The organism is Candidatus Nitrosotenuis uzonensis (assembly GCF_000723185.1).
Classification (GTDB): Archaea; Thermoproteota; Nitrososphaeria; order Nitrososphaerales; family Nitrosopumilaceae; genus Nitrosotenuis; species Nitrosotenuis uzonensis.
In genome coordinates, this window is sequence record NZ_CBTY010000006.1 from 47,735 (window position 1) to 67,081 (window position 19,347).

Consider the following 19,347-nt stretch of genomic DNA (forward strand, 5'->3'; position numbering starts at 1 on the left):
TTATCTCTAAATCATGGATTTGATAAAATATGCTAATGTCTGTAAGTTTGGAACGCACGCAAGAGATATCGTTTTTGTGCAAAAATCTCCTCTCAATCGAAAAAATAATCTGTGCTTCGGTTGTAAATAATAGGGGAAAAATTATAGAGTCTGAATTTAAAAACAATATACTAAATCTGTCTGATACTGAGCTGGAAATGCTGTATATGCAAAGAGCATTACAGACGTCCATGATAAAAGAACTCGATTGTAAATTAGGCAAATGGAGCTACACAATAACGGATCGTGACTTTATTGTAGAGATAATTATCCCATTTGATGATGGAATGATCTTCATTGCGGCTGAATCTGGCATAAAAATCCACAATTTAATTCCGCAAATTCATGAAATTATAGATGCCAGTATTGATATTGAAACTAAAGAGAGCGTTTCCTGCTAGATAAAATTTTTAGTTATGGCGTATCAAATTCGCTTGTATCAAGTGATAAAATCTAGATAGGGCTGACTGCATTTTTGAGAATAAATTGATACGTTGCTCATCATGTGATACTACCATTGATTTTAGATAGTGGATTTTATAATAAAAAATTGCCCTGATGAATTACAGTTGTTACAATGTATATCATAAGTCATATAGACTTCAAATGCAGTGAAATCAGATGTGATCAGCTCTTACTATGTGTGCTGAATTGAGTTAAAGCTTGAAGCTTCTATATTCCTGAACAAATTTCTGATAGAGTACGGATCGCAGGTCGTATTCACTCTTGACCAACATATCTACTTTGTATTTTCTTGGAAGTTTGTGCAAAAAATCCACAGTTATATCTATATCATGTATTGCGCCTAGTGAGTCTTGAACTTGTTTTAGGTGATTTACAAAGTCAGATGACGTAGAATCATCTACAAGTTCAAGCAGATATCTTAGCTTCTTACAATTCTTGCGCAGCTCATGTAATTCTGATACATTTTTCTCATTTTCTACCGCTTTGGGGATCAACATATGGATCCTCTCTACCAACCTGTATGTGACTTTGTTGAATCTCCTCTCTAATTTTTCACTAGAAATATCTTTTACTGTCAATCTCGGAAATCTCATTGAACTTGCATGTTCAGCTCTTCTTCGCGCCAAGATCATCTTTTTCTTCTTTTTACTTTCAATTAGCTCCAATATTGTACTATTGGAGGATATTCTCTTTGATATTACATCAAAATCTCTTATCTGACTATTGGTTTTGAAAAGTTCTTTATACGCAACAACAAAATCTCTTATCTTTGGCTTTTCTCGAAGTTTTTTAGGCATTATTCTCCAGGCAGATTCTAGTCTTCTAATCGAAGTTCTTACATCGTGCACATTCTCTTCGTTTGTCGTATCTAGATACTGTGTTAACTTTTCTTGCACTTTCTGTACTATGCGTTGCAATGTTGTAAAATATTGCTCAGATTCTAATTGTCGCATTTTCATCGCTTTGTTCTCAGAAATGTATCTACTCTCTTTTTCAGATCTGCGTTTATCTCTTCTGCAGTGTGATCCCCCTCTATTGGAACAAGGCCATACGTTTTCTGCATAGTCTGGAATTCCTTAGCTATTTTTTGTTGATATATGATAAACGATTCAAACATATCATCAGATAGGCCCATATCAGAGCCAGATTCATAGTAGTCAAGAGAGGAATTTTTTTCAAATACTCTGTGTACGAGAGTATATGGATCCACCTTCAAATAATATACAAGATCTGGAACAAGAGCAAAACCGTACAGGTCATGAGACCATTTCCTTGGAATGCCCCTAACGGTATTTCTTGCCATTAGAGTGTAAATGTATCTGTCTGCAAGAACAATATATCCTGCTTCAAGTGAAGGAATTATCTTCTGTTCCAGCTGGTCTGCAAAATCAGCTGCATAAAACAACGCCAGAGTTTTCTTACCAAGGGCAGCATTCCGCTTTGCTTCTAGTATGCCTTCACCTACAAGCTCTGAGCGCTTAAGTCCTGTATTAATCACTGCATGACCATCTGCCTCAAGCTTTGCAGTTAGTAAAGAAATCTGTGTACTTCGGCCTGAGGAATCAGGCCCTTCTATCACGATCAGCTTTCCCTTATGATTGATGTTCTCAAGATACGGTATTCCCTTTCCGTACCATCTTACGGTTTCATTATTTTTTTCTCGCATTGTTCTTCAGCTCTATTGATTGCCTTGGCGCTCTTTTGGGCAATAGTGGGGCAACCTTCTCTCTCATCATGGTCTGTTGCTCCTCTATTCCTAACGTCGCATCTATCATGACGAACTTTTCAGATTCGGCTATGGATTCGTACTGGTCTATTATCCTAGATTGGAAAATTCTATAGCTGTCATAGGGATCCTTGCTCAAATTCAAATCCATCCCTGCTTCATAGTATTTCAGTTGAGGTCTTCCATTTAGTATCCTGTTTATCGCAACCTCTATGGGAGTTCTAAAGTAAAACGTAATGTCGGGCTTTATCGCAAAACTGTATACCTTTCTTACCCATTCTTGACTGCAACCCCTTGTCACATCGCGCGCATATGCTGTGTAAATGTATCTATCAGCGAGTACAAAGTAACCGGCGCGAAGTAATGGTAGTATGTTTCTTTCATATCTGTCAGCAAAATCGGTTGCATGTAAGAGGCTGAATGTAGTAGGAGTCAGTTTTGCCTTTTTCTTTCCTTTTGATGTTATTTCCCTGACAAGCTCAGACGAGTTCCATTCAGTCAAAAACACATGATGGCCATTAAAGCGAAGCCATTTTTCTAGCAATCGTATCTGTGTGGACTTGCCAGACCCATCTATGCCTTCTACTACAATCAATTTTCCCGGAATTGGGAGACTCTTACCTTTTATTCGTAAAACTGTCATAGATTAGGATAACAACGATCTGTTAGAGGATTATCTATATCTTATCTATATGCTCTACGTAATTTACAAACTTTGTACAGTCTGCGATGTAGAGTATTTGGAATTATGAATTATAGAATACGATATATCTATATCAAATGCGTCTGATATTTTCTCACATACGTCCTTAAACAGGATGTTAGGGAACGAGCTTGTTACGGGATAGATCTTCATACTAATTGCATTATCTAGCATTTTTGTTTTCATCCTAGTCTCAGATTTGCCAAGAACTTCAGAAAGCAGTATTAACGATGCTATCTTTTTTATTGATTTTTTGTCTGACTGCTGTAATATCGAATCAAATCTGTCAAATATTTTGTCAAGACGTTTTTTCTTCTTTGAGTAGATCGTGGACAAAACAGAGACTAGCTGATCACGATGATCCAATTTGCTGTCCACATCCATTCCAAAGGAAAGGAAATTTGTGATGTTCTGTAACATATAGCTTCCTGAAATATGTCTTAATGAATGTGCAAGTATGAGACGTTCTTGTTCAGTAATCATGTTAGACGAAATCAAAAATCTTACTATGTCCTCCATATGTTGTGGGATCACATCCGATTCGTATGAATAACGAATAGAATTTTGTATGTGTTCTTGTTCTATTCTGCCCACAGAAAATTCCTTTGGATATTCTAAGGATAGTGATAACGTACCCTCTCTTAGCCCCTGTGCGCTAACCACAATTTGTTCGAATTTGAGTTTATTCATAAGTGAGTCTATCACACAAGACCCAGCAGCTATCGTTTCGGCTCTGCCGTTGCTAATTGAGCTAATTTTGGTAATCTTTTCTGGTTTTAGGAGCGCAAATTTGGAGCTGATCAAGTGAACCGATTTTGCCGACAGTCTGTAATTATGAATCTTGTTCAGAGGATAGTTTGTAATATCTTGGTGGTATTTTGCCATGGAGCGTAATGTCCCTCCGACTCCGACCAGAACACAATCGTTTGCAAGCTGCATGTCCTTTCTTGATGGAATCATATCCCATATGTGAGATTTCATCTTTGCAAGATTTTTCTCTGAGATGGCACCGGAACCGTCGGAAAATTCTTGCATTAGCCTGAGTGTTCCAAGCGGGAGGGAGATTATTTTTTTTATCTTAAAACGATCCGAGGATACAAGCTCAAGACTGCCACCGCCTATATCAAAAAACAATACTGAAGGTAATCGTAGGGCTCGGATTGCTCCGGCGTGAGAGTATAACGCCTCTTCCTCTTCTGATAGCACCCTGAATCTAAACCCAGTTTCAAAATGAACCTGCTTTAGGAAATCATCTCGGTTTGCCGCCTCCCGGACTGCACTGGTGGCAACTGGCAGTACGTGTTTTATTGACTGTACATTAATTATATCGCGAAACAGCTTGAGTGCGTCGATTGTGCGTCTAATGGGGATTTCTTTTAGATTTCCCGTTTCTGTAATCCCCTCTCCAAGCTTTACTGTAACTGCCTCGTGTTGGTATGCCTGATACGAATTATCTGGATTTACATTAAAGTTGACCAGCTTGACCGAATTTGATCCCAAATCGATTACTGATATTTTTTGCATCTTGTAATATGACACCTTTTCATTATTGGGTTCTTATGTGTGTAAACTGAACAAAAAGTGACTCATTTGCTGATTTTTCTTATTACCTTTGGCGTTAGCAACCATTCTAGATTTCCGGAAAGTCTAGGTCGCAAAGAACTCGTCTTTATTTTTGCAATTCCTCCAGTTTTTAATGAAACAGAACCATGTACTGAGCCGGTAATGTAACAGATCAAATCAACAAGAAGTGGACTATGACCTACTAGCAATATAGTTGAGTTTTCTTTTTGTTCCGACAAAATTTTAGCAATTTGTTCCACATTACCTTCTGGTTTCAATTCATTGACTTCTACAATTCTTACTTTTTGTGATTTTATTGCAATCTCGGCAGTTTGTTTTGCACGTGTTAGTGGACTGGAAAACACACGATCAAACATTATTCCAAAGACTGACAACATCTTGGCGATATACTCGGATTCTTTTACCCCAACATCGGAAATTGGTCTTTTGAAATCATCCATCACTTTTGTACTCGTGTTGGCATCTCCATGTCTGAGAATGAAAATATTCATCTTCGACAAATCCTGATTCTACTTCCACTAATTAATCTGTTTAAATCCAATCATATCACCATTGACGCACTGGAGAATCCAAAACAGTTGCTGTGGCTACTATATTGAACAACACCGCAACATTTCTTACACATCTTCATGAGAATCTTTCTGCATTCTGTACATCTTGCGTAGTCAATCAAGCTCCCACCACATTTTCTACAACTCTCATCTGGCATGTCCTGACTGGAGCAAAAAACGTAATGATTCTGTTGATAATAGATTTCTGATACATACGTAAACTCAATACTGCTACTGTTGGAATCACGTACCGTCCAAAAGACCAATTCCAGCATTCTCTTTTATGAGAAACTGCTCTGTTATCTTGTGTTTTCCTGTAACAATATAGTTTATTGCATCACTCATGAACATAGCATGATCTGCAATCCTTTCAAGATAACGCAAAACCAAGGCTTCTGCCAAGGCGCATTTGGTGTTTTTTGAATTTATAAGCATAGGCAGCCTTTCCTTGTACAACCTATCTACAAAGTCCTCATTTTTTTGCATGGTCACTGACTTGCGTATATCAAGATCTGCAAAGTACATGACTGCATCCTTTATCATGGTCTTCACCTTTTCTGAAACCTCAATAAGCCAGCTCTTATCGCATTCTGATATGTCGCCATAAATGTCACGCACTAGTGTGATATCGTAGGCGTATCTGCCGAATCTTGAAAAACCGTATGATATCTCTATTGAAGATCTGATTAGTCTGAAATCATCAGCTACTGGTTGGTATTTTAATAGCATTTCGAATGTCAGATCTGCTACCTGAAAGTATTTTTTGTTGATCTCGTTTGAGATATCGTGAACCTGTGACGCAGTATTCTTTCCATACAAATACGACTCTATTGCCAACATGATGGACTGTACTGAAAGATCTCCCATCTCGGACATGAGGGAGGAGAGCTGTTTTAATGAAGGATCTATTAGTCTGGTCATATTATCCGAACTGGCCCTGTACGTATTTTGCCGTCAATTCGTTCTTTGGTTGAGTGAAAATCTTTTTTGTCTCATCAAACTCTATGAGATCTCCAAGATACATGAATGCGGTATAGTCGGAAACGCGTACTGCCTGTTGCATGTTGTGCGTTACTATAATTACGGTAAACTCTTTTGCTAATGCAGTTATCGTCTCTTCGATCTTCTGGGTCGCAATAGGATCAAGAGCTGACGCGGGTTCGTCCATGAGTAGAACTTCAGGCTGTATCGCGAGGGCACGGGCAATACACAGTCTTTGTTGCTGACCTCCTGACAACTCGATAGCTGCCTTTTTTAGATTATCCTTTACTTCATCCCACAAGTATGCCATCTTTAGCGAATCTTCTACTATCTCATCAAGGATTTTCCTGTCTCTGACACCATTAAGACGCAAGCCTGCTGCCACATTGTCATAAATTGACATCGTGGGAAACGGGTTGGGTTTTTGGAATACCATGCCCACCTTGCGCCTATGGTATATTGGATCTTTGTCCTTTGAATAAAGATCCTCTCCATCAAGCAGAATCCTTCCCTCCACCTTGGCATTCTTTGTCATATCGTGCATTCTGTTAAGGCATCTGAGGAATGTCGTCTTGCCGCATCCTGATGGACCGATAAGTGCTGTAACTGATCTTTCTTTAAACTTCATTGTGACATTTTTTACTGCCTGAATGCCATCATAATATACTGAGACATCCTGTGCGATCATCTTATACTTTCGATCGTCTCTTTGTATACCATTCTTGGAATCCATGCTGTCGTGTTTTACATCATCTGGTTTTACGTCAACTACTGTGGTCATTTTCTAATACCGCCCATCATCATCTTGAACATACTGCCTTTCTTTTTTGCAAAATAGTAGCGAACTATCAAGTTTATTGCCAGAATTATAACTATTAGGACAACAGCTGCGCCCCATCCTTGCATTTGAGCACTATCATAAGGCAGCAACGAGAGTCTCCATATTCTAAGAGGTAGTGCATCCATGGGAGCATCAAATCCAGAAAAGAACTGACTGCTACCAAGAACTGTCATGATAAGAGGCGCCGTTTCTCCCCCGATTCTTGCAACCGCTAGCAAAATACCAGTTAACATTCCGCTCTTTGCAGCGGAAAGAACAATCCTGAATGTGATCACCCACTGCTTTAGGCCCAACGCGTGGCCTGCCTCCCTGTATGTGGTGGGAACCAACTTGAGTGATTCCTCTGTAGTTCTTGCTATTATGGGAAACATGATCAGGGAGAGGGCAAACGCACCTGCCCAGAGCGAAAAGTGGCCTAAAAGAAGTACTATCACCAAAAACGCAAAGATTCCTATCACTATAGAAGGAAACTCCATGAACACATCATTGAAAAATCTAACGATTCTCCCAAGTCTGTTGTTGCCAAACTCCGAGAGAAATATGCCGCCCATTACGCCTATTGGAATTCCTATCAAGCTTGACATGCCTATGATGATCAATGTGCCTTGAATCGCAGGCCCAATTCCGCCTTCGCCTGAGCCTACGGCACCGGGCGGCTGTGTCAAAAACTCAGCAGACAACGCAGGCAAACCGTTTTTGAAGACTTCAACTAGTATGCTAAACAGGGGAACAAGGGCAATAACGACGCAGCCTAGCACTAATCCCAGAACAATCTTGTCTACTAGCAGTCTACCTGATACATTTTGTTTGAATAAATCTCTGTACTCGGCACGTCTCTGGCTTGAGCTCATCATGCGTTAATCACACCCTCTTTTACCTTTAACATCCTTGAGACTAGCATGTGCGCTACGATGTTAATGCCGATAGCAACCAAAAGAAGTATCACGCCGACCCCAACTAGTGCTGGAAGGTGCAGAGATGCAGGTGATGCCTCTATGAATTCATTTGCTATTATGCTTGACATTGTCTGTCCTGGCTGAAATAATGACTGTGGAAATGCGCTAGGACCTGTAGCATTTCCGATAAGCATGGTGACTGCCATGGTTTCACCCACCGCCCTTCCAAGGCCTAGTATTGCAGCTCCGATCAGCCCTGTCTTTGCATAAGGAAATATTGCAAGCTTGAACATCTCCCATTTTGTTGCACCAAGCATGTACGCTGCTTCTTTTTGCATCTGTGGTACAGCGGCCATTATCTCCCTTGAAACGGCAGAAATTGTTGGAATGATCATTATGGCAAGAATTACACTCGCAGTGAGTATGTCTAGGCCAAAGGGGGCAGGAGAAAAAAGCCAAATATCTTTGCCAAATGTCTCATACAAAGGATATTCAATCCAATGGAGGAATATGTCTCTGAAGACAAACAGCCCCCACAATCCGTAAATTATGCTGGGCACAGCCGCAAGCAAATCCACCAGCATTGACAGCGGGCCACTGATGAATTTTGGAGCCTGAGAAATGAACATGGCTATTCCTATGCTCAAGGGAACACCTATTACCATGGCAAGTCCTGCAGTCACAAGAGTTCCCATAATATATGGGGCTGCACCAAATGATTCGCGTCCCTCCACAGCATTCCATTCGGAGCCGGTAAGAAATGAGATCCCAGAATGTTCCCAAATCTCATGTGATTCTGAGAAAAGCTCAAAGACCATCAGTAGTATTACGGCAAGAACATAGACTCCTGCCACAGTTGCCGCCATCTTAAATATCCTATCGGCGCTAATCCCGGCAATCTTGGTATGTCTTGGACTGTTGAGCATTATAGCTTAACGCCCAAGATTTGATTTATCTAGGATCTGTACATATTCTACTGACTCACTGTAGTTCTATATTGATCAATATAGAATAAAGACTAAAGCAGTATTTAGCTACAAATTTCAAAACTAGTAGTGCAATCAATAGAAGATACGAAACAGACTCGACGTATACAAATCAGCGGCGGCTCCACCTATACCATATCTCTTCCCAAAAAATGGATTGACGAGCTAGGAATCAAAAACGGTGATAATATGACAATCGTGAAAAGTGCAAATCGATCCATGACGCTTTTTCCAGGACTCGACACCGAAAAGCCGGGAAAAAAGGCAATCATAACAATAAGCCAAAAGGATGCAGATGAGTCCATCCGAAGAAAAATAGTTGCGATGTATCTTAACGGCTACAAGACCATCCAAATCTTATCCAAGGGAGTAAAGATTCTACCCGAACATTCACGTCTCATAAAAGATCTAGTACGCAAATCGATGATCGGAACGGAGATAGTGGAATCTGATTCAGAATCAATCACAATTCAGATACTTACTAGGCTGCCAGAGCTGACATTCGAGGTGGCCCTCAAACGAATGCACCTTATGACGTCTAACATGCATAGGGAAGCAATCGAGGCACTCAGTAAAAATGATGTTACGTACGGCGAAGAAGTGGCAAGAATGGACGATGAGGTGGATCGATTCAGCCTTTACATGATGAGGACACTGATTATGGCAATCCAAAACGCAAGCATGTTGTATGATGTTGGACTGGAGCAGCCATCCGACTGTCTTAACTATAGAACCGTAATTTCAAGAATAGAGAGAATAGCGGATCATGCGGCATTGATTGCAAAGCGGATAAAATTCCTCAAGGAACCACTAGATCCCAAAATTATCAGGGAAATCCAAACTCTAAGTGAGAATGCAATAAGCTGTTTTGATAATTCCATTCTTGCCCTAACAAAAAAAGACCACATTATGGCAGAAAAAACGGCTTCAAGCATAGTGGATATAGTAAAAAAGGAAGAAAGTCTCATGTACGGAATGCGGGAATCGAAAAATTCTACCGTAATCAAATTCGTCCTAGAAGATATCCGTAGAACTGCCGAATACTCTAGCGATCTTATCGAAGTCGTAATTAATGAGACAATTCGAAATATTATTTCGGAAAAATAAAAAAGAAAAAGAGTTTTTTACTGTCTGCCGTACGGTGAGTACTTGTCACCACTACTCTTTATTGCTTGGTATGTCGGACTTTGTGGCAAAAATCCACTACACTGGAATGAATATGTCTCAAACAGTGCAAATACCGTTTTACCTGCCCACGCCTCTTCACCGTCAGTTCTTGTGTCTATTTTGTAGTTTGTCACAGAGCAGTCAGTGTACTTGTATGTTCTTACTGGCTGTCCGGCCTGGTCAAAGTTCACTATGACATCAAAGAACTTGTAGGGATACTCGTGTGAAGTGCTTCTTCCTTGGTAGTAGTATGTCTGATCTACTGCCTCATGAAGATATGGTGTATCGCCTACTATTCTAATCAGAGTAAACTCTGGCACCGCGGTTCTCTGTGATACTCCGCCTCCTGCAGTTGCAAAGAGGTTGCTTGTCTGTGAGTATTGCTGGAAGTCATAGGTGACTGTTGCTTCTCTGAACACAAACGTGGCCTTGGGGTTTACCCCCTCCGCAAATAGATAGACACTGTTTCCCTTCGGTGCGCTTTGTGCAGTAGAAGGCTGCGTCTCTGTTATGACAGTAACAAACGCAATAGCTGCAATTGCAAATGCTGCAATTACAACGCCTGCTAGTTTCTGTTTGTTCATATCGCAGAACAACTAATTCCATTACTAAAGAAGAATCATTATTGATTCTGTAACCTACATCAACAACTGTAAACTATATAGATATTAATCTAAATCACAATAGTCAAACTCCCCCGAATATTTTTTACACCTCTTCTGCAAAACGATATGCTTGGATCTATATAGTCTGTATAGGCTTACGAAAAAGATGTAATCTATGTCGACTAGTTGTAAATAACAAACTAATTGATTCAGATTAATGAAGAAAATTCTGTCAATAACACTCAGCTTGCTTCTAGTAGCTGGAACTTTGGCGCCGTTTGCAAGTGCTCAAGTGCCAGAGCCGCCAAAATCTGGAACAGACTTTGCAATCAACGGAGCAGGTGCAACATTCCCGTATCCTCTAATCGACACTTGGAGAGTTGAATACAAAAAACTCTATCCTAACGTAAATCTCAACTACCAATCCATTGGAAGTGGAGGTGGAGTAAAGCAGCACACAGAAAAAACGGTAAACTTTGGTGCGTCTGATGCGCCTCTCACAAAAAAGGAAAGTGAGCTTGCTCCTGGTACATTACACATACCTGAGGCAATAGGTTCTGTAGTTCTGGCATATTATCTGCCAGAAGTTCCAAAAAGTGGTCTTAAGCTTACGGGCGAAAATGTGGCCGATATCTATCTGGGCAAGATAAAAAAGTGGAACGATCCAAAAATTCAGGAAAACAACCCTGATGTAAAATTACCTGATAGGAATATTATCGTCGTAAGACGCTCTGATGGCTCTGGAACCACTTACGTGTTCACCGATTATCTATCAAAGGTAAGCAAAGAATGGGATCAAAAGGTAGGCAAAGGAAAAAGCGTTCCATGGCCTACTGGAGTAGGCGCCGCAGGAAACGAGGGGGTAGCTTGGGCCACACGAAACACCAAATACGCAATAGGCTATGTTGAGCTTGCCTATGCATTCCAAAATGAGATGACCTTCGCACACATTCAGAATGCTGACAAAACAAAATTTGTCGAACCCAGCCTTGAAACCGTGTTTGCCGCCGTAAACTCGTTCTCAATTAACCAGCTGCCAAGAGCAGAAGGTGACTGGAGCGAAGTGAGCATAACAAACGCGCCTGGCGAGAATTCGTACCCTCTAGCAAGCTTTACCTATCTACTCGTATACGAAAATATAGAAAAATCAGTAAACGACAAGGAAAAGGCAAAAGCGCTTATTCATCTCTTACACTGGATGATAACAGACGGCCAAAAGTTCTCAAAACCGCTACTTTACGATCCACTGCCACCTGCAGTTCAGGAGATAGGAAAGCAGGGACTTGCTAGAATAAAGTACAATGGGGAACAGCTCTGGAACTACAAACCTACCAGCGCTGTAAAAGCTGAAGCTAGCAAAGCGACAATTAACTCCGCTGTAAAATCAGAGATAAAATCTGACGTAAAAACATTGGATGCAAAAAAATCAGCAGAGCAAAAGAAGCTGGAAATAAAGAAAAAAGTCGAGGAGTTAAAGAAAAAGAAGGCGGCCGAAGCAAAGAAAAAAGCTGAAGATCTGAAAAAACAGACAATTAAAACACCTACCGCAAAAACGTCAGCCAGTAAATAATCGGGCTGCACCCACTACATTTTTCTTACTAGGACAAACCTTGATCTTTTCGGATCAATCTCCTCATGCATATTAACATCACTGATTATCTTCACCCTGTAGTTCAACCATCTGTTTTTCATATTTCTGCCAATCATTCTTGGAGGGCCTTTCTCAATTATATGGTCGTTTTCTGAGAACATTTCTATGTTCATGATGTATTTTTTTGACACCCTAAACAGCTCGTCCGTTGCTTTTTGCATGTGATCGTCTGCAAGATAGTTGAACACATTCCTTGTGAACACAAAATCAAAAGCACAGTCATCATGCGGTATGGATGTGATCGAGCCTACTTTGAGCTGCATATGTGGAAAATTCTTTCTTGCCTGCAATATCGCATGTTCGCTAGAGTCAATTCCGGCTACCTGCATTTTGTCCTCCAATAGACTCAGATCGTTTCCTGCACTGCACCCAACTTCAAGAACGCTTTGCGCCCTCAGTGAGACTGCCAAATCAGAGATAAACTTTGCCATCTCGTAGTTGTAATACTCTTTATGATTATGCGCATATTTTTCCCAGTATTGAGAATCTAGTGGCTGCATTTGCATGGAACCATTTTGGTATCAAATGTGCAGTCGTGCGGACCTTCTGACATTGAATCAGTTGGAATCTCCCTCATACACTCTGAGTGCCTTCCTTTTTTGCAAAACCAGCATATCTGGTCGCTTGTGCCGCCAACAGAACACGATTCCATGAATGTAATCATATGTACAAATCTAAAAACCTAGATGTACAAAAGCCAGTGCGAGAATCTCTGATCGTTGCCCATTGCAACATCCATGAACTCTTTTTGTAATCTTCTGGTAGTCTGTCCAATCTTGCCATTGCCGATGATCACATCATCTATTTGGGCCACAGATTTTACCTCCGCTGCTGTGCCTGTCATGAATATCTCATCCGCAGAATACAGATCGTCACGTTCAAGCTCACGCTCTGTGACTTCCTGCCCGCCGGCTCTTATTATCTGAATTACGCTGTCTCTTGTTATTCCGGCAAGGCATCCTGAGGAAAGCGGTGGGGTAAATATCTGACCATCCTTTACCACAAAGATATTCTCGGCACTTCCTTCAGCTATCTTGCCGTGATGGTTTAGCATTATTGCCTCGTCATAGCCGTTCTTGAGTGCTTCAACTCTTGCAAGGGCTGCATTAGCATAGTTTGATGCTGCCTTTGCCTGCATCGGTTGTGATCTGGAATCTATTCGAATCCAGCTTGAGATCTTGCATCGTGCACCTGATTCTTTGCCTGCCTTTGACTCACCCATCTTCCATTCCCAGCACGCTATTGCAACGTCGACCTTGTTCGGTGTTGGAGTAAGCCCCATGGTGCCATACCCATAATATGCAATAGGTCTGATGTAGCATTCCCTAAGGCCGCTTGCCTTTACAGTCTTTACTATGGCATCTGTTATCTGTTCTTTTGAGAACTCCATCTTCATAGAATACAGCTTGGCTGACCTGAAGAATCGTTCCACGTGTTCTGGCAGCCTGAATATTGCCGAACCGCTTGGTGTATCATAACACCTTATTCCTTCAAAGATCGCAGTAGAATAGTGTAACGCGTGAGTCAATACATGCACTTTGGCATTCTTGAAAGGCACAAGCTTGCCGTTCATCCATATCTTGCCTACTTCCTTCATAGAAGGTTGGATGGATCGCACTAATTTATAGAATTACCGCTGTTTTTGGGTGCGTCAACTACATATTCGGACAGGATACATACAATACATGGAACCAGCACTCATGTTTGCGGCAGCGGCCATGGTGGTAATAGGTCTAGTTGGCCAAGGCTTTGAGATGCGAAAAATCAGGAAATCCATTACAACGGACGAGCAGCTAAGCTCAAAGAACGTATTTGTAGATAGGCGCAACCTCAAATGGTACGCAATAATCGGCGCAGGTCTAATTTTGTACTATTTTGGCGGCGGAAGCCAAGTCTAGGAAATCCGTGCCTAGCTTGTTCGAATCGAAAAGACAGATTCAGGCGTGATCTAGAGACTATATAGATCAGGTCTAAATATAGCGGCGATCAATAATATGTAGCGCGTGTTTTGGGTAACGCCGGACTGATTCTAGATAATGAGTCCAAGAACAAACCCAGCGTGGCTCTCTTGGGATTACCCAGAGAAGCCATATGCGATTTGTGCTGGATTCAGACGAAGGTTATCTTGACCCTCTCTGAATGAACAGCGCGAATCGCCTTTTCAATATTATCATGCGAGTCGTCTGTTACTATGATGACGCGTGATGTCTCCTCCTGTGCGTCCATGTTCAGTATGTTGATTCCAGCCTCACCTATCCTTGAGCTTGCCTTTGAGACTATCTGTTGTACACGCCACATCTCATCGCCTATGAGCGTCACTACTCCTCGGTTGTAAGTTATGGTTGCAAGCGAGTCAAAGCCTAACACATACCGCTCATTTCTTTTGACATAATCTGCATCCAAAAACAAGATTCTGGTAAACTCGATGTCATCCTTTGTGTATGGGGACAGTATGACAAATTCAGAGTATCTTTTGTCCTTCTCAAGGGATTCCAGCAGTCTTTCCGCAGATCTGCTCTCTATTCTTAGTATGGCGCAGTTTTTCTTGCCAGTGACTATCTTGAGCGGGTGTCCATTATGCCCTTCAAGCTTGCGCTTTATGGTGGTTGTCTTTTGTGGGTCTTTCATGTTTGTGATTATTATTGGCATGTCAACACCGTTCTCAAGAATCTCCTTTATTGCTATGGGATCGAGGATCTTCATGCCGAACATTCCTGCAATTCTTGCCTCGTTGTATGATAGATGTGTGATATCGTCAAGTCCTTCACTCACCACTCTGGGATCAGCCGAGACCACGGCGCTGTCTTTTTCAAAATCTATGCTTACATTGTATTTTTTGTGGAATAAAATCCCGATATCAGCAGCAGTCCTGTCAGTACCTCCACGCTCATATGTGGTCTCTATTCCGTCTACGGTCTTTCCGATAAAGCCGCCTATTGAGACTACATCGTTTTTGCGTACCATCTCCTCCATCGGCTCAAGACGCTTTTGTGATTCTGAGGCAAGAAAATTAGTTGATTCTATGTTGTTATCGGTAATTATGGGCCAAATGTCGTATCCTACCACATCGCATTTTATGCCGCCGCTCTTTAGGATATAGTTCATCACATGCGACATTAATATCTCGCCTGAGAAGGCAAGCGCTCTTGATCGCACTTCATCTGCAAATGATTTTCGCTCAACTGCCTCCTCAAAGGCCGACTGTGATTTCTCAAGCATGGAATCAATTGTTTTGGCGCATTCCTGCTTGTACTGCTCTGATACATAATTGAGCAGCCTGTCGTACGAGTTTCTAAATCCCGACATGTCGGGTCTGAGTCCTTCCTCGGCCTTTTTGCCTATGTGCAAGGCAAGGTCGGTCAACGATTTTCTTTTCCCCTCATGTATGGTAAGCGGGGCTGAAAACACTGCTATGACCTTGGAATCTTTTTTCAATTCGCTTATGCGGTCTACTATTCCAGTAACAAACTCCCCGTCAATTCCGCTTGCACTTCCCCCAAACTTGGCAACAACTAGTTTTTCCAAACAGCAGATTTCCCAAATCTTATTCCGCTTTTAAGTATTCGTCATAGTCTGTTTGATCACTTGCCATGCCTTTTGCGCCCCACTAGTCCCCGTTCTGTGGCGCGGCTCGTTTAGCTTTTTCAGTATGAGCTCTTCAAGTCTGAAGAGGTCTTGGTGTGTATATCCTTCTGTCCTTGCATTGTCTTCTTGCTCAAAGTGATTCTTGATTGGAATGAATATGCCTGGTGTGCCGTATACTTTTGCCTCATCTATTGTGGATTTTCCGGCAAGTGATACTATAAGGTCTGATGCATAGATTATCTCATGCAAGTTATTTACAAATCCAAGATTGCGGATATTTGATTCGCGTGTTTGCAGCAAGGGCCCTGACACAATGACAACGTCCACATCGCCAAGTTTTTTTGATATTTGTATCATCTTGTCAATCAAAAAGCGCCCGGCATCGGTTCCGCCGACACTTACTGTTATGGTTTTTTTAACAAACGAGAGCTTTTCCCGTAGATCCTCTCTTGTGGATTTGGTTTCCCTAACTATTGGCCCAACATATCTGATGTTATCCTTATCATTTCCAAACTCGGGAAGTATAACAAAGTTGCATTTTTTTATCATATCCTGCATGGATTTGTTCATTTTTTTCTCGATTATGGAGCCAAACCCACTTGTAAAGCGAGTCTGCAAAATATCTGTTATCAGAACAGTTGGTATTTTTTCTTCATGCGCTATGCTGATGGAAGCAAAATCCTCATCGCTTATTATGATATCTGGCTTTTCCGTTTTGATGAACTTTCTTACAATCGCCTTGCAGTCTTTGTAATATTGATAGTACTGCCAGAGCCATTTGAGTGATTTTTCAAGCCTGCCTTCTTTTACTTCAAATTTTGGTGGCCTGTACAAATCATCTACGTCAAATCCGCATTCAGAGATGAGCTTGACTGCCGCTGCGCCTGTGACAAATTTTGTATTTGTCTTCTCAAAGAGGGATGCAACTGCGATATCTCTTGTGGCATGGCCAAGGCCAATAGGACTGCAAAAAAACGCGACTTTGCAACTCAACGATTTCTCTGTTGGACTAATCAACGTTTAAATGGTTTTTGACAAGGAGGTTTGCTGGGCCCATGGTCCAGATCGGTTATGACGTCGCCCTTACACGGCGAAAATCCAGGGTTCAAATCCCTGTGGGCCCATTCATTCCAGTGTCTGGAACCCCTTAAGCCAAAGGCAAGACTTACTGGGCAGTCAAAAATGGGACAATCAGACGAGCTACTAAAGGACAAAAACGTAAGGCGCTGGAACGAAAATCTTGCCCGCGGAAGCAAGATCACAGCGTCGGTCAGACTCAGAAGGCTGGCCTTGTTCTGCATCAGAACAAATATGACCCCATCAAAGCTGGTCAGAATTGGAAAGAAAAACGCAAGCAAAGTCGAAGATATCATGCACGATCATGTGGTCTGGCTGGAATCGCAAAACTACGCACCTTCATACATACAAGGAATAATCAAGTCTGTCCGCTCCTGGCTCTCATACAACTATATCGAGCTGAGGCGAACAATAAAGGTCGCAAGATCAGATATTGCAGTAACACTTCAGGACGAAAAGGTTCCAACAAAGGACGAGCTTGAGAAAATTCTAAACACCGCAAATGTGAGGACACGTGCAAGCGTTGTCCTTGTTGCATTTTCTGGCCTGAGGCCACAGGTTCTTGGAAATTATGATGGAACCGATGGGCTGAAAATCTCAGATCTGCCGGAATTAGTAATCGATGGAAACAATATTTCCTTTACGCGATATCCGGCAATAATCAGGGTGCGGCCCAATCTGAGCAAGACAAAAAACAAATACTTTACATTTTTGCCAAGGCAAGGATGCGAATATGTTGCAGGTTATTTGCGAAAAAGACTAGCAGACGGCGAACCTCTATCTGGCGATTCCCCAGTCATTGCAATAGAAAAAGGGTATGACACCAAACGAATAACAAAACAAACCACATCAAAAATAGTCACAACAAAGACCATCACTGCAGAAATTCGAAGCGTCCTAAAACCAATCATAAATGCAAGGCCATACGTCCTCAGATCGTATTTTGATACACAGCTACTCCTTGCAGAAAGTAACGGCAAGATTGCCCACGCCTACAGACAATTTTTCATGGGGCACAAAGGAGACATCGAGGCAGTCTACACCACAAACAAGGGAAGGCTCCCAGATGAACTTATTGAAGACATGCGAAGGGCGTTTCTTCAAAGCGAAAAATTCTTGTGCACAAATACCAATGAATCAATCTCTGACAAAAAGACGATGCTGCTTGAGATGTGGAAGGACCAAGCCAAGCTATATGGAATCGACCCCATGAAAATAAAAATAGAAAGACAGCGAATCCAACAAAATCAAAAAACCATTCTGGAATCAACCGATTCCACTAATGATGAGATAGATGCAATCAAGGCAGCCATTCAGGATATAATGAGAAAAAACACGGATCAAACACATCTTCAAACAGAGAACAGGTCGTATGAGAGCAAACTAGTTGATAACGAAGATGAGCTTGTATCGTGTGTTCAGAACGGCTGGGAGGTCATAAAGGAGCTAAACAATGGCAAGGTCCTTCTGAGGAGGACTGTCAGCAAAGACTGGCTCAGAGCGTCCAATCATTCTAACTAGCGATTCCACAACCTCTTCTTTTTTGGAATATGCTTGCCCAGATATGACAGAGAGGAGGGCATTGATTAGCTCAAGGTATGGTTTTGATGCCGCACTTATCATTGCATCAAAAAACTCGTGCCGTAAGGTTTCAAGGGCATCTGCAAGATTTGTAGAATAAATGTAAATCGTATTTCCAATCACCTGGCCTTCTTTGGTATGATCTGTTTTTGGTATCCACAAGACTTTGAGATCAAGACCTATCATGCTTTTTTGTTTTAGGCAATCCAGCTCTTTTTGCAGCATCCTCGTTAATGATACCGATGATTCTTTTCTCATCATGTATGTGAAAAAGATGGCAACTTTTTAAAAGCAAAATCAGTGTTTGTCATCTTTTTGGTCCTATCTTTTGTGGTACAAGAATTATCCAACTTTTAGCTAGAAATTACAAAGCTGCTACAATTTTTTGTTGCAGAATCGTAACTTTTTTTCCAAACAAGCGGTCTCAAAATACTGATACCATATCTTACACCATCATTTCTGGTTACAAAAACTTCAAAGATTCTTGCAGAGCCTAACTCCTTAAGTACAAATCCGTTGTTCCCGTATCTCCTTAAGCCAAACCGTTTTCTTTGTATGTGACGCTTCAATTAGAACGCCAAAAACACACAAAAAATCCCCTGTTTGCATAGGAAAAACAGTACCTTTCCCAGTGTATTTGCTAAAACTCTAACATACACAAATCTGCATTCTTGGTTTCAAAATTTAGCTACCATACAAAAGCTTCCAATGCAAATCAACCTGGAGGTCGACTCTATTTTCCCCAAAAAACTTTGCAAAAAGTCGTCGGTGTCATATCGACAAACAAAATGGAGTAACTTCTGAGAATCATGCCATCATCCTTGGAATTTTTAGCTCCAATCCGATGACTTTGCTAGCACAGCAGAGTGAATGAGTTCGAAAAACGCCTAACAACTAGGAGATTGCATT

Annotated in this window: 21 protein-coding genes and 1 tRNA gene; 6 read left to right on the plus strand and 16 right to left on the minus strand. The window is 41.4% G+C overall.

The features are described 5' to 3' along the window. Positions 1–35: 35 nt before the first annotated feature. Positions 36–440, plus strand: coding sequence for a DUF6659 family protein (locus NITUZ_RS00865; RefSeq protein ID WP_155991167.1), 405 nt, complete (start codon positions 36–38; stop codon positions 438–440). A gap of 255 nt (positions 441–695) precedes the next feature. On the opposite strand, the gene NITUZ_RS00870 is transcribed toward NITUZ_RS00865, so the two are convergent. The 9 genes from NITUZ_RS00870 to pstC form a co-directional block, all read right to left on the minus strand. Beyond that, a complete protein-coding gene (locus NITUZ_RS00870) occupies positions 696–1,457 on the minus strand; it encodes a CHAD domain-containing protein (RefSeq protein ID WP_211198869.1) in 762 nt (253 codons plus the stop codon). A gap of 2 nt (positions 1,458–1,459) precedes the next feature. Beyond that, a complete protein-coding gene (locus tag NITUZ_RS00875) occupies positions 1,460–2,170 on the minus strand; it encodes a dTMP kinase (protein WP_048194305.1) in 711 nt (236 codons plus the stop codon). Then, positions 2,154–2,825, minus strand: a complete 672-nt coding sequence (gene tmk / locus NITUZ_RS00880; RefSeq protein WP_320408996.1) for a dTMP kinase — start codon at positions 2,823–2,825, stop codon at positions 2,154–2,156. Before tmk ends, NITUZ_RS00875 begins: the two co-directional genes overlap by 17 nt. A gap of 111 nt (positions 2,826–2,936) precedes the next feature. Next, on the minus strand, positions 2,937–4,457 hold the full coding sequence (locus NITUZ_RS00885) for a Ppx/GppA phosphatase family protein (protein ID WP_155991170.1): 1,521 nt from the start codon (positions 4,455–4,457) through the stop codon (positions 2,937–2,939). A 62-nt stretch (positions 4,458–4,519) separates the two neighbouring features. Beyond that, positions 4,520–5,008: a phosphohistidine phosphatase SixA gene (sixA, locus tag NITUZ_RS00890; protein ID WP_048194311.1), complete on the minus strand. Its 489-nt coding sequence runs from the start codon at positions 5,006–5,008 to the stop codon at positions 4,520–4,522. A 303-nt stretch (positions 5,009–5,311) separates the two neighbouring features. After that, positions 5,312–5,989 carry a phosphate signaling complex PhoU family protein gene (locus NITUZ_RS00895; protein WP_048194313.1) on the minus strand — a complete coding sequence of 226 codons (678 nt, stop codon included), beginning with the start codon at positions 5,987–5,989 and terminating at the stop codon, positions 5,312–5,314. 1 nt (position 5,990) lies between these two features. Next, a complete protein-coding gene (gene pstB, locus NITUZ_RS00900; protein WP_048194860.1) occupies positions 5,991–6,782 on the minus strand; it encodes a phosphate ABC transporter ATP-binding protein PstB in 792 nt (263 codons plus the stop codon). 44 nt (positions 6,783–6,826) lie between these two features. After that, positions 6,827–7,741, minus strand: a complete 915-nt coding sequence (pstA, locus tag NITUZ_RS00905; RefSeq protein WP_244443777.1) for a phosphate ABC transporter permease PstA — start codon at positions 7,739–7,741, stop codon at positions 6,827–6,829. After that, positions 7,741–8,712, minus strand: a complete 972-nt coding sequence (pstC, locus tag NITUZ_RS00910) for a phosphate ABC transporter permease subunit PstC (RefSeq protein WP_048194318.1) — start codon at positions 8,710–8,712, stop codon at positions 7,741–7,743. Before pstC ends, pstA begins: the two co-directional genes overlap by 1 nt. A 129-nt stretch (positions 8,713–8,841) precedes the next feature. Here pstC and NITUZ_RS00915 point away from each other — a divergent pair, with 129 nt between their 5' ends. Continuing rightward, the gene (locus tag NITUZ_RS00915) at positions 8,842–9,879 is read left to right on the plus strand and encodes a phosphate signaling complex PhoU family protein (RefSeq protein WP_048194321.1); all 1,038 of its coding nucleotides are present in this window, start codon (positions 8,842–8,844) and stop codon (positions 9,877–9,879) included. A 17-nt stretch (positions 9,880–9,896) separates the two neighbouring features. Here NITUZ_RS00915 and NITUZ_RS00920 read toward each other — a convergent pair whose 3' ends face one another. After that, the gene (locus tag NITUZ_RS00920; protein WP_048194323.1) at positions 9,897–10,523 is read right to left on the minus strand and encodes a hypothetical protein; all 627 of its coding nucleotides are present in this window, start codon (positions 10,521–10,523) and stop codon (positions 9,897–9,899) included. A 238-nt stretch (positions 10,524–10,761) separates the two neighbouring features. Here NITUZ_RS00920 and pstS point away from each other — a divergent pair, with 238 nt between their 5' ends. Then, positions 10,762–12,114, plus strand: a complete 1,353-nt coding sequence (gene pstS, locus NITUZ_RS00925; RefSeq protein ID WP_081844815.1) for a phosphate ABC transporter substrate-binding protein PstS — start codon at positions 10,762–10,764, stop codon at positions 12,112–12,114. A gap of 14 nt (positions 12,115–12,128) precedes the next feature. On the opposite strand, the gene NITUZ_RS00930 is transcribed toward pstS, so the two are convergent. Genes NITUZ_RS00930 through NITUZ_RS00935 form a run of 3 tightly spaced genes read right to left on the minus strand, consistent with a single transcriptional unit; the run spans position 12,129 to position 13,792 of the window. Continuing rightward, positions 12,129–12,695, minus strand: coding sequence for a class I SAM-dependent methyltransferase (locus NITUZ_RS00930; protein ID WP_048194325.1), 567 nt, complete (start codon positions 12,693–12,695; stop codon positions 12,129–12,131). Next, entirely contained in the window at positions 12,683–12,847 is a 165-nt protein-coding gene (locus NITUZ_RS10095) for a hypothetical protein (protein WP_177309428.1), read from the minus strand. Before NITUZ_RS10095 ends, NITUZ_RS00930 begins: the two co-directional genes overlap by 13 nt. A 30-nt stretch (positions 12,848–12,877) precedes the next feature. After that, complete coding sequence (locus NITUZ_RS00935) at positions 12,878–13,792, minus strand: branched-chain amino acid transaminase (RefSeq protein WP_048194327.1); 915 nt, start codon at positions 13,790–13,792, stop codon at positions 12,878–12,880. Positions 13,793–13,880: 88 nt separating this feature from the next. Between NITUZ_RS00935 and NITUZ_RS00940 the strand changes: the two genes are divergently transcribed. After that, a complete protein-coding gene (locus NITUZ_RS00940; protein ID WP_048194330.1) occupies positions 13,881–14,093 on the plus strand; it encodes a hypothetical protein in 213 nt (70 codons plus the stop codon). A gap of 211 nt (positions 14,094–14,304) precedes the next feature. Here NITUZ_RS00940 and NITUZ_RS00945 read toward each other — a convergent pair whose 3' ends face one another. Both NITUZ_RS00945 and NITUZ_RS00950 read right to left on the minus strand, forming a co-directional pair. Further along, positions 14,305–15,720 carry an amino acid kinase family protein gene (locus NITUZ_RS00945; RefSeq protein WP_048194331.1) on the minus strand — a complete coding sequence of 472 codons (1,416 nt, stop codon included), beginning with the start codon at positions 15,718–15,720 and terminating at the stop codon, positions 14,305–14,307. Between the two features lie 30 nt (positions 15,721–15,750). Continuing rightward, positions 15,751–16,773: a glycosyltransferase gene (locus NITUZ_RS00950; RefSeq protein ID WP_048194333.1), complete on the minus strand. Its 1,023-nt coding sequence runs from the start codon at positions 16,771–16,773 to the stop codon at positions 15,751–15,753. A gap of 56 nt (positions 16,774–16,829) precedes the next feature. Here NITUZ_RS00950 and NITUZ_RS00955 point away from each other — a divergent pair. After that, a tRNA-Val gene (locus NITUZ_RS00955) sits at positions 16,830–16,904 on the plus strand. A 58-nt stretch (positions 16,905–16,962) separates the two neighbouring features. Then, entirely contained in the window at positions 16,963–18,378 is a 1,416-nt protein-coding gene (locus tag NITUZ_RS09775) for a hypothetical protein (RefSeq protein ID WP_081844817.1), read from the plus strand. Here the strand turns inward: NITUZ_RS09775 and NITUZ_RS09935 are convergent. Beyond that, complete coding sequence (locus tag NITUZ_RS09935; RefSeq protein ID WP_155991173.1) at positions 18,304–18,699, minus strand: hypothetical protein; 396 nt, start codon at positions 18,697–18,699, stop codon at positions 18,304–18,306. The genes NITUZ_RS09775 and NITUZ_RS09935 overlap by 75 nt on opposite strands. Between the last annotated feature and the right edge of the window lie 648 nt (positions 18,700–19,347).

Bases quoted from the DNA above. Each gene is read 5' to 3' on its own strand.
- NITUZ_RS00885 (WP_155991170.1), bottom strand. From the start codon at position 4,457: ATGCAAAAAATATCAGTAATCGATTTGGGATCAAATTCGGTCAAGCTG.
- NITUZ_RS00930 (WP_048194325.1), bottom strand. From the start codon at position 12,695: ATGCAGCCACTAGATTCTCAATACTGGGAAAAATATGCGCATAATCAT.
- pstA (WP_244443777.1), bottom strand. From the start codon at position 7,741: ATGAGCTCAAGCCAGAGACGTGCCGAGTACAGAGATTTATTCAAACAA.
- NITUZ_RS00895 (WP_048194313.1), bottom strand. From the start codon at position 5,989: ATGACCAGACTAATAGATCCTTCATTAAAACAGCTCTCCTCCCTCATG.
- NITUZ_RS00920 (WP_048194323.1), bottom strand. From the start codon at position 10,523: ATGAACAAACAGAAACTAGCAGGCGTTGTAATTGCAGCATTTGCAATT.
- NITUZ_RS00940 (WP_048194330.1), top strand. From the start codon at position 13,881: ATGGAACCAGCACTCATGTTTGCGGCAGCGGCCATGGTGGTAATAGGT.
- NITUZ_RS09935 (WP_155991173.1), bottom strand. From the start codon at position 18,699: ATGATGAGAAAAGAATCATCGGTATCATTAACGAGGATGCTGCAAAAA.
- NITUZ_RS10095 (WP_177309428.1), bottom strand. From the start codon at position 12,847: ATGGAATCGTGTTCTGTTGGCGGCACAAGCGACCAGATATGCTGGTTT.
- sixA (WP_048194311.1), bottom strand. From the start codon at position 5,008: ATGAATATTTTCATTCTCAGACATGGAGATGCCAACACGAGTACAAAA.
- pstC (WP_048194318.1), bottom strand. From the start codon at position 8,712: ATGCTCAACAGTCCAAGACATACCAAGATTGCCGGGATTAGCGCCGAT.
- NITUZ_RS00875 (WP_048194305.1), bottom strand. From the start codon at position 2,170: ATGCGAGAAAAAAATAATGAAACCGTAAGATGGTACGGAAAGGGAATA.
- pstS (WP_081844815.1), top strand. From the start codon at position 10,762: ATGAAGAAAATTCTGTCAATAACACTCAGCTTGCTTCTAGTAGCTGGA.
- NITUZ_RS00865 (WP_155991167.1), top strand. From the start codon at position 36: ATGTCTGTAAGTTTGGAACGCACGCAAGAGATATCGTTTTTGTGCAAA.
- NITUZ_RS00870 (WP_211198869.1), bottom strand. From the start codon at position 1,457: ATGCGACAATTAGAATCTGAGCAATATTTTACAACATTGCAACGCATA.
- NITUZ_RS00935 (WP_048194327.1), bottom strand. From the start codon at position 13,792: ATGAAGGAAGTAGGCAAGATATGGATGAACGGCAAGCTTGTGCCTTTC.
- pstB (WP_048194860.1), bottom strand. From the start codon at position 6,782: ATGGATTCCAAGAATGGTATACAAAGAGACGATCGAAAGTATAAGATG.
- NITUZ_RS09775 (WP_081844817.1), top strand. From the start codon at position 16,963: ATGGGACAATCAGACGAGCTACTAAAGGACAAAAACGTAAGGCGCTGG.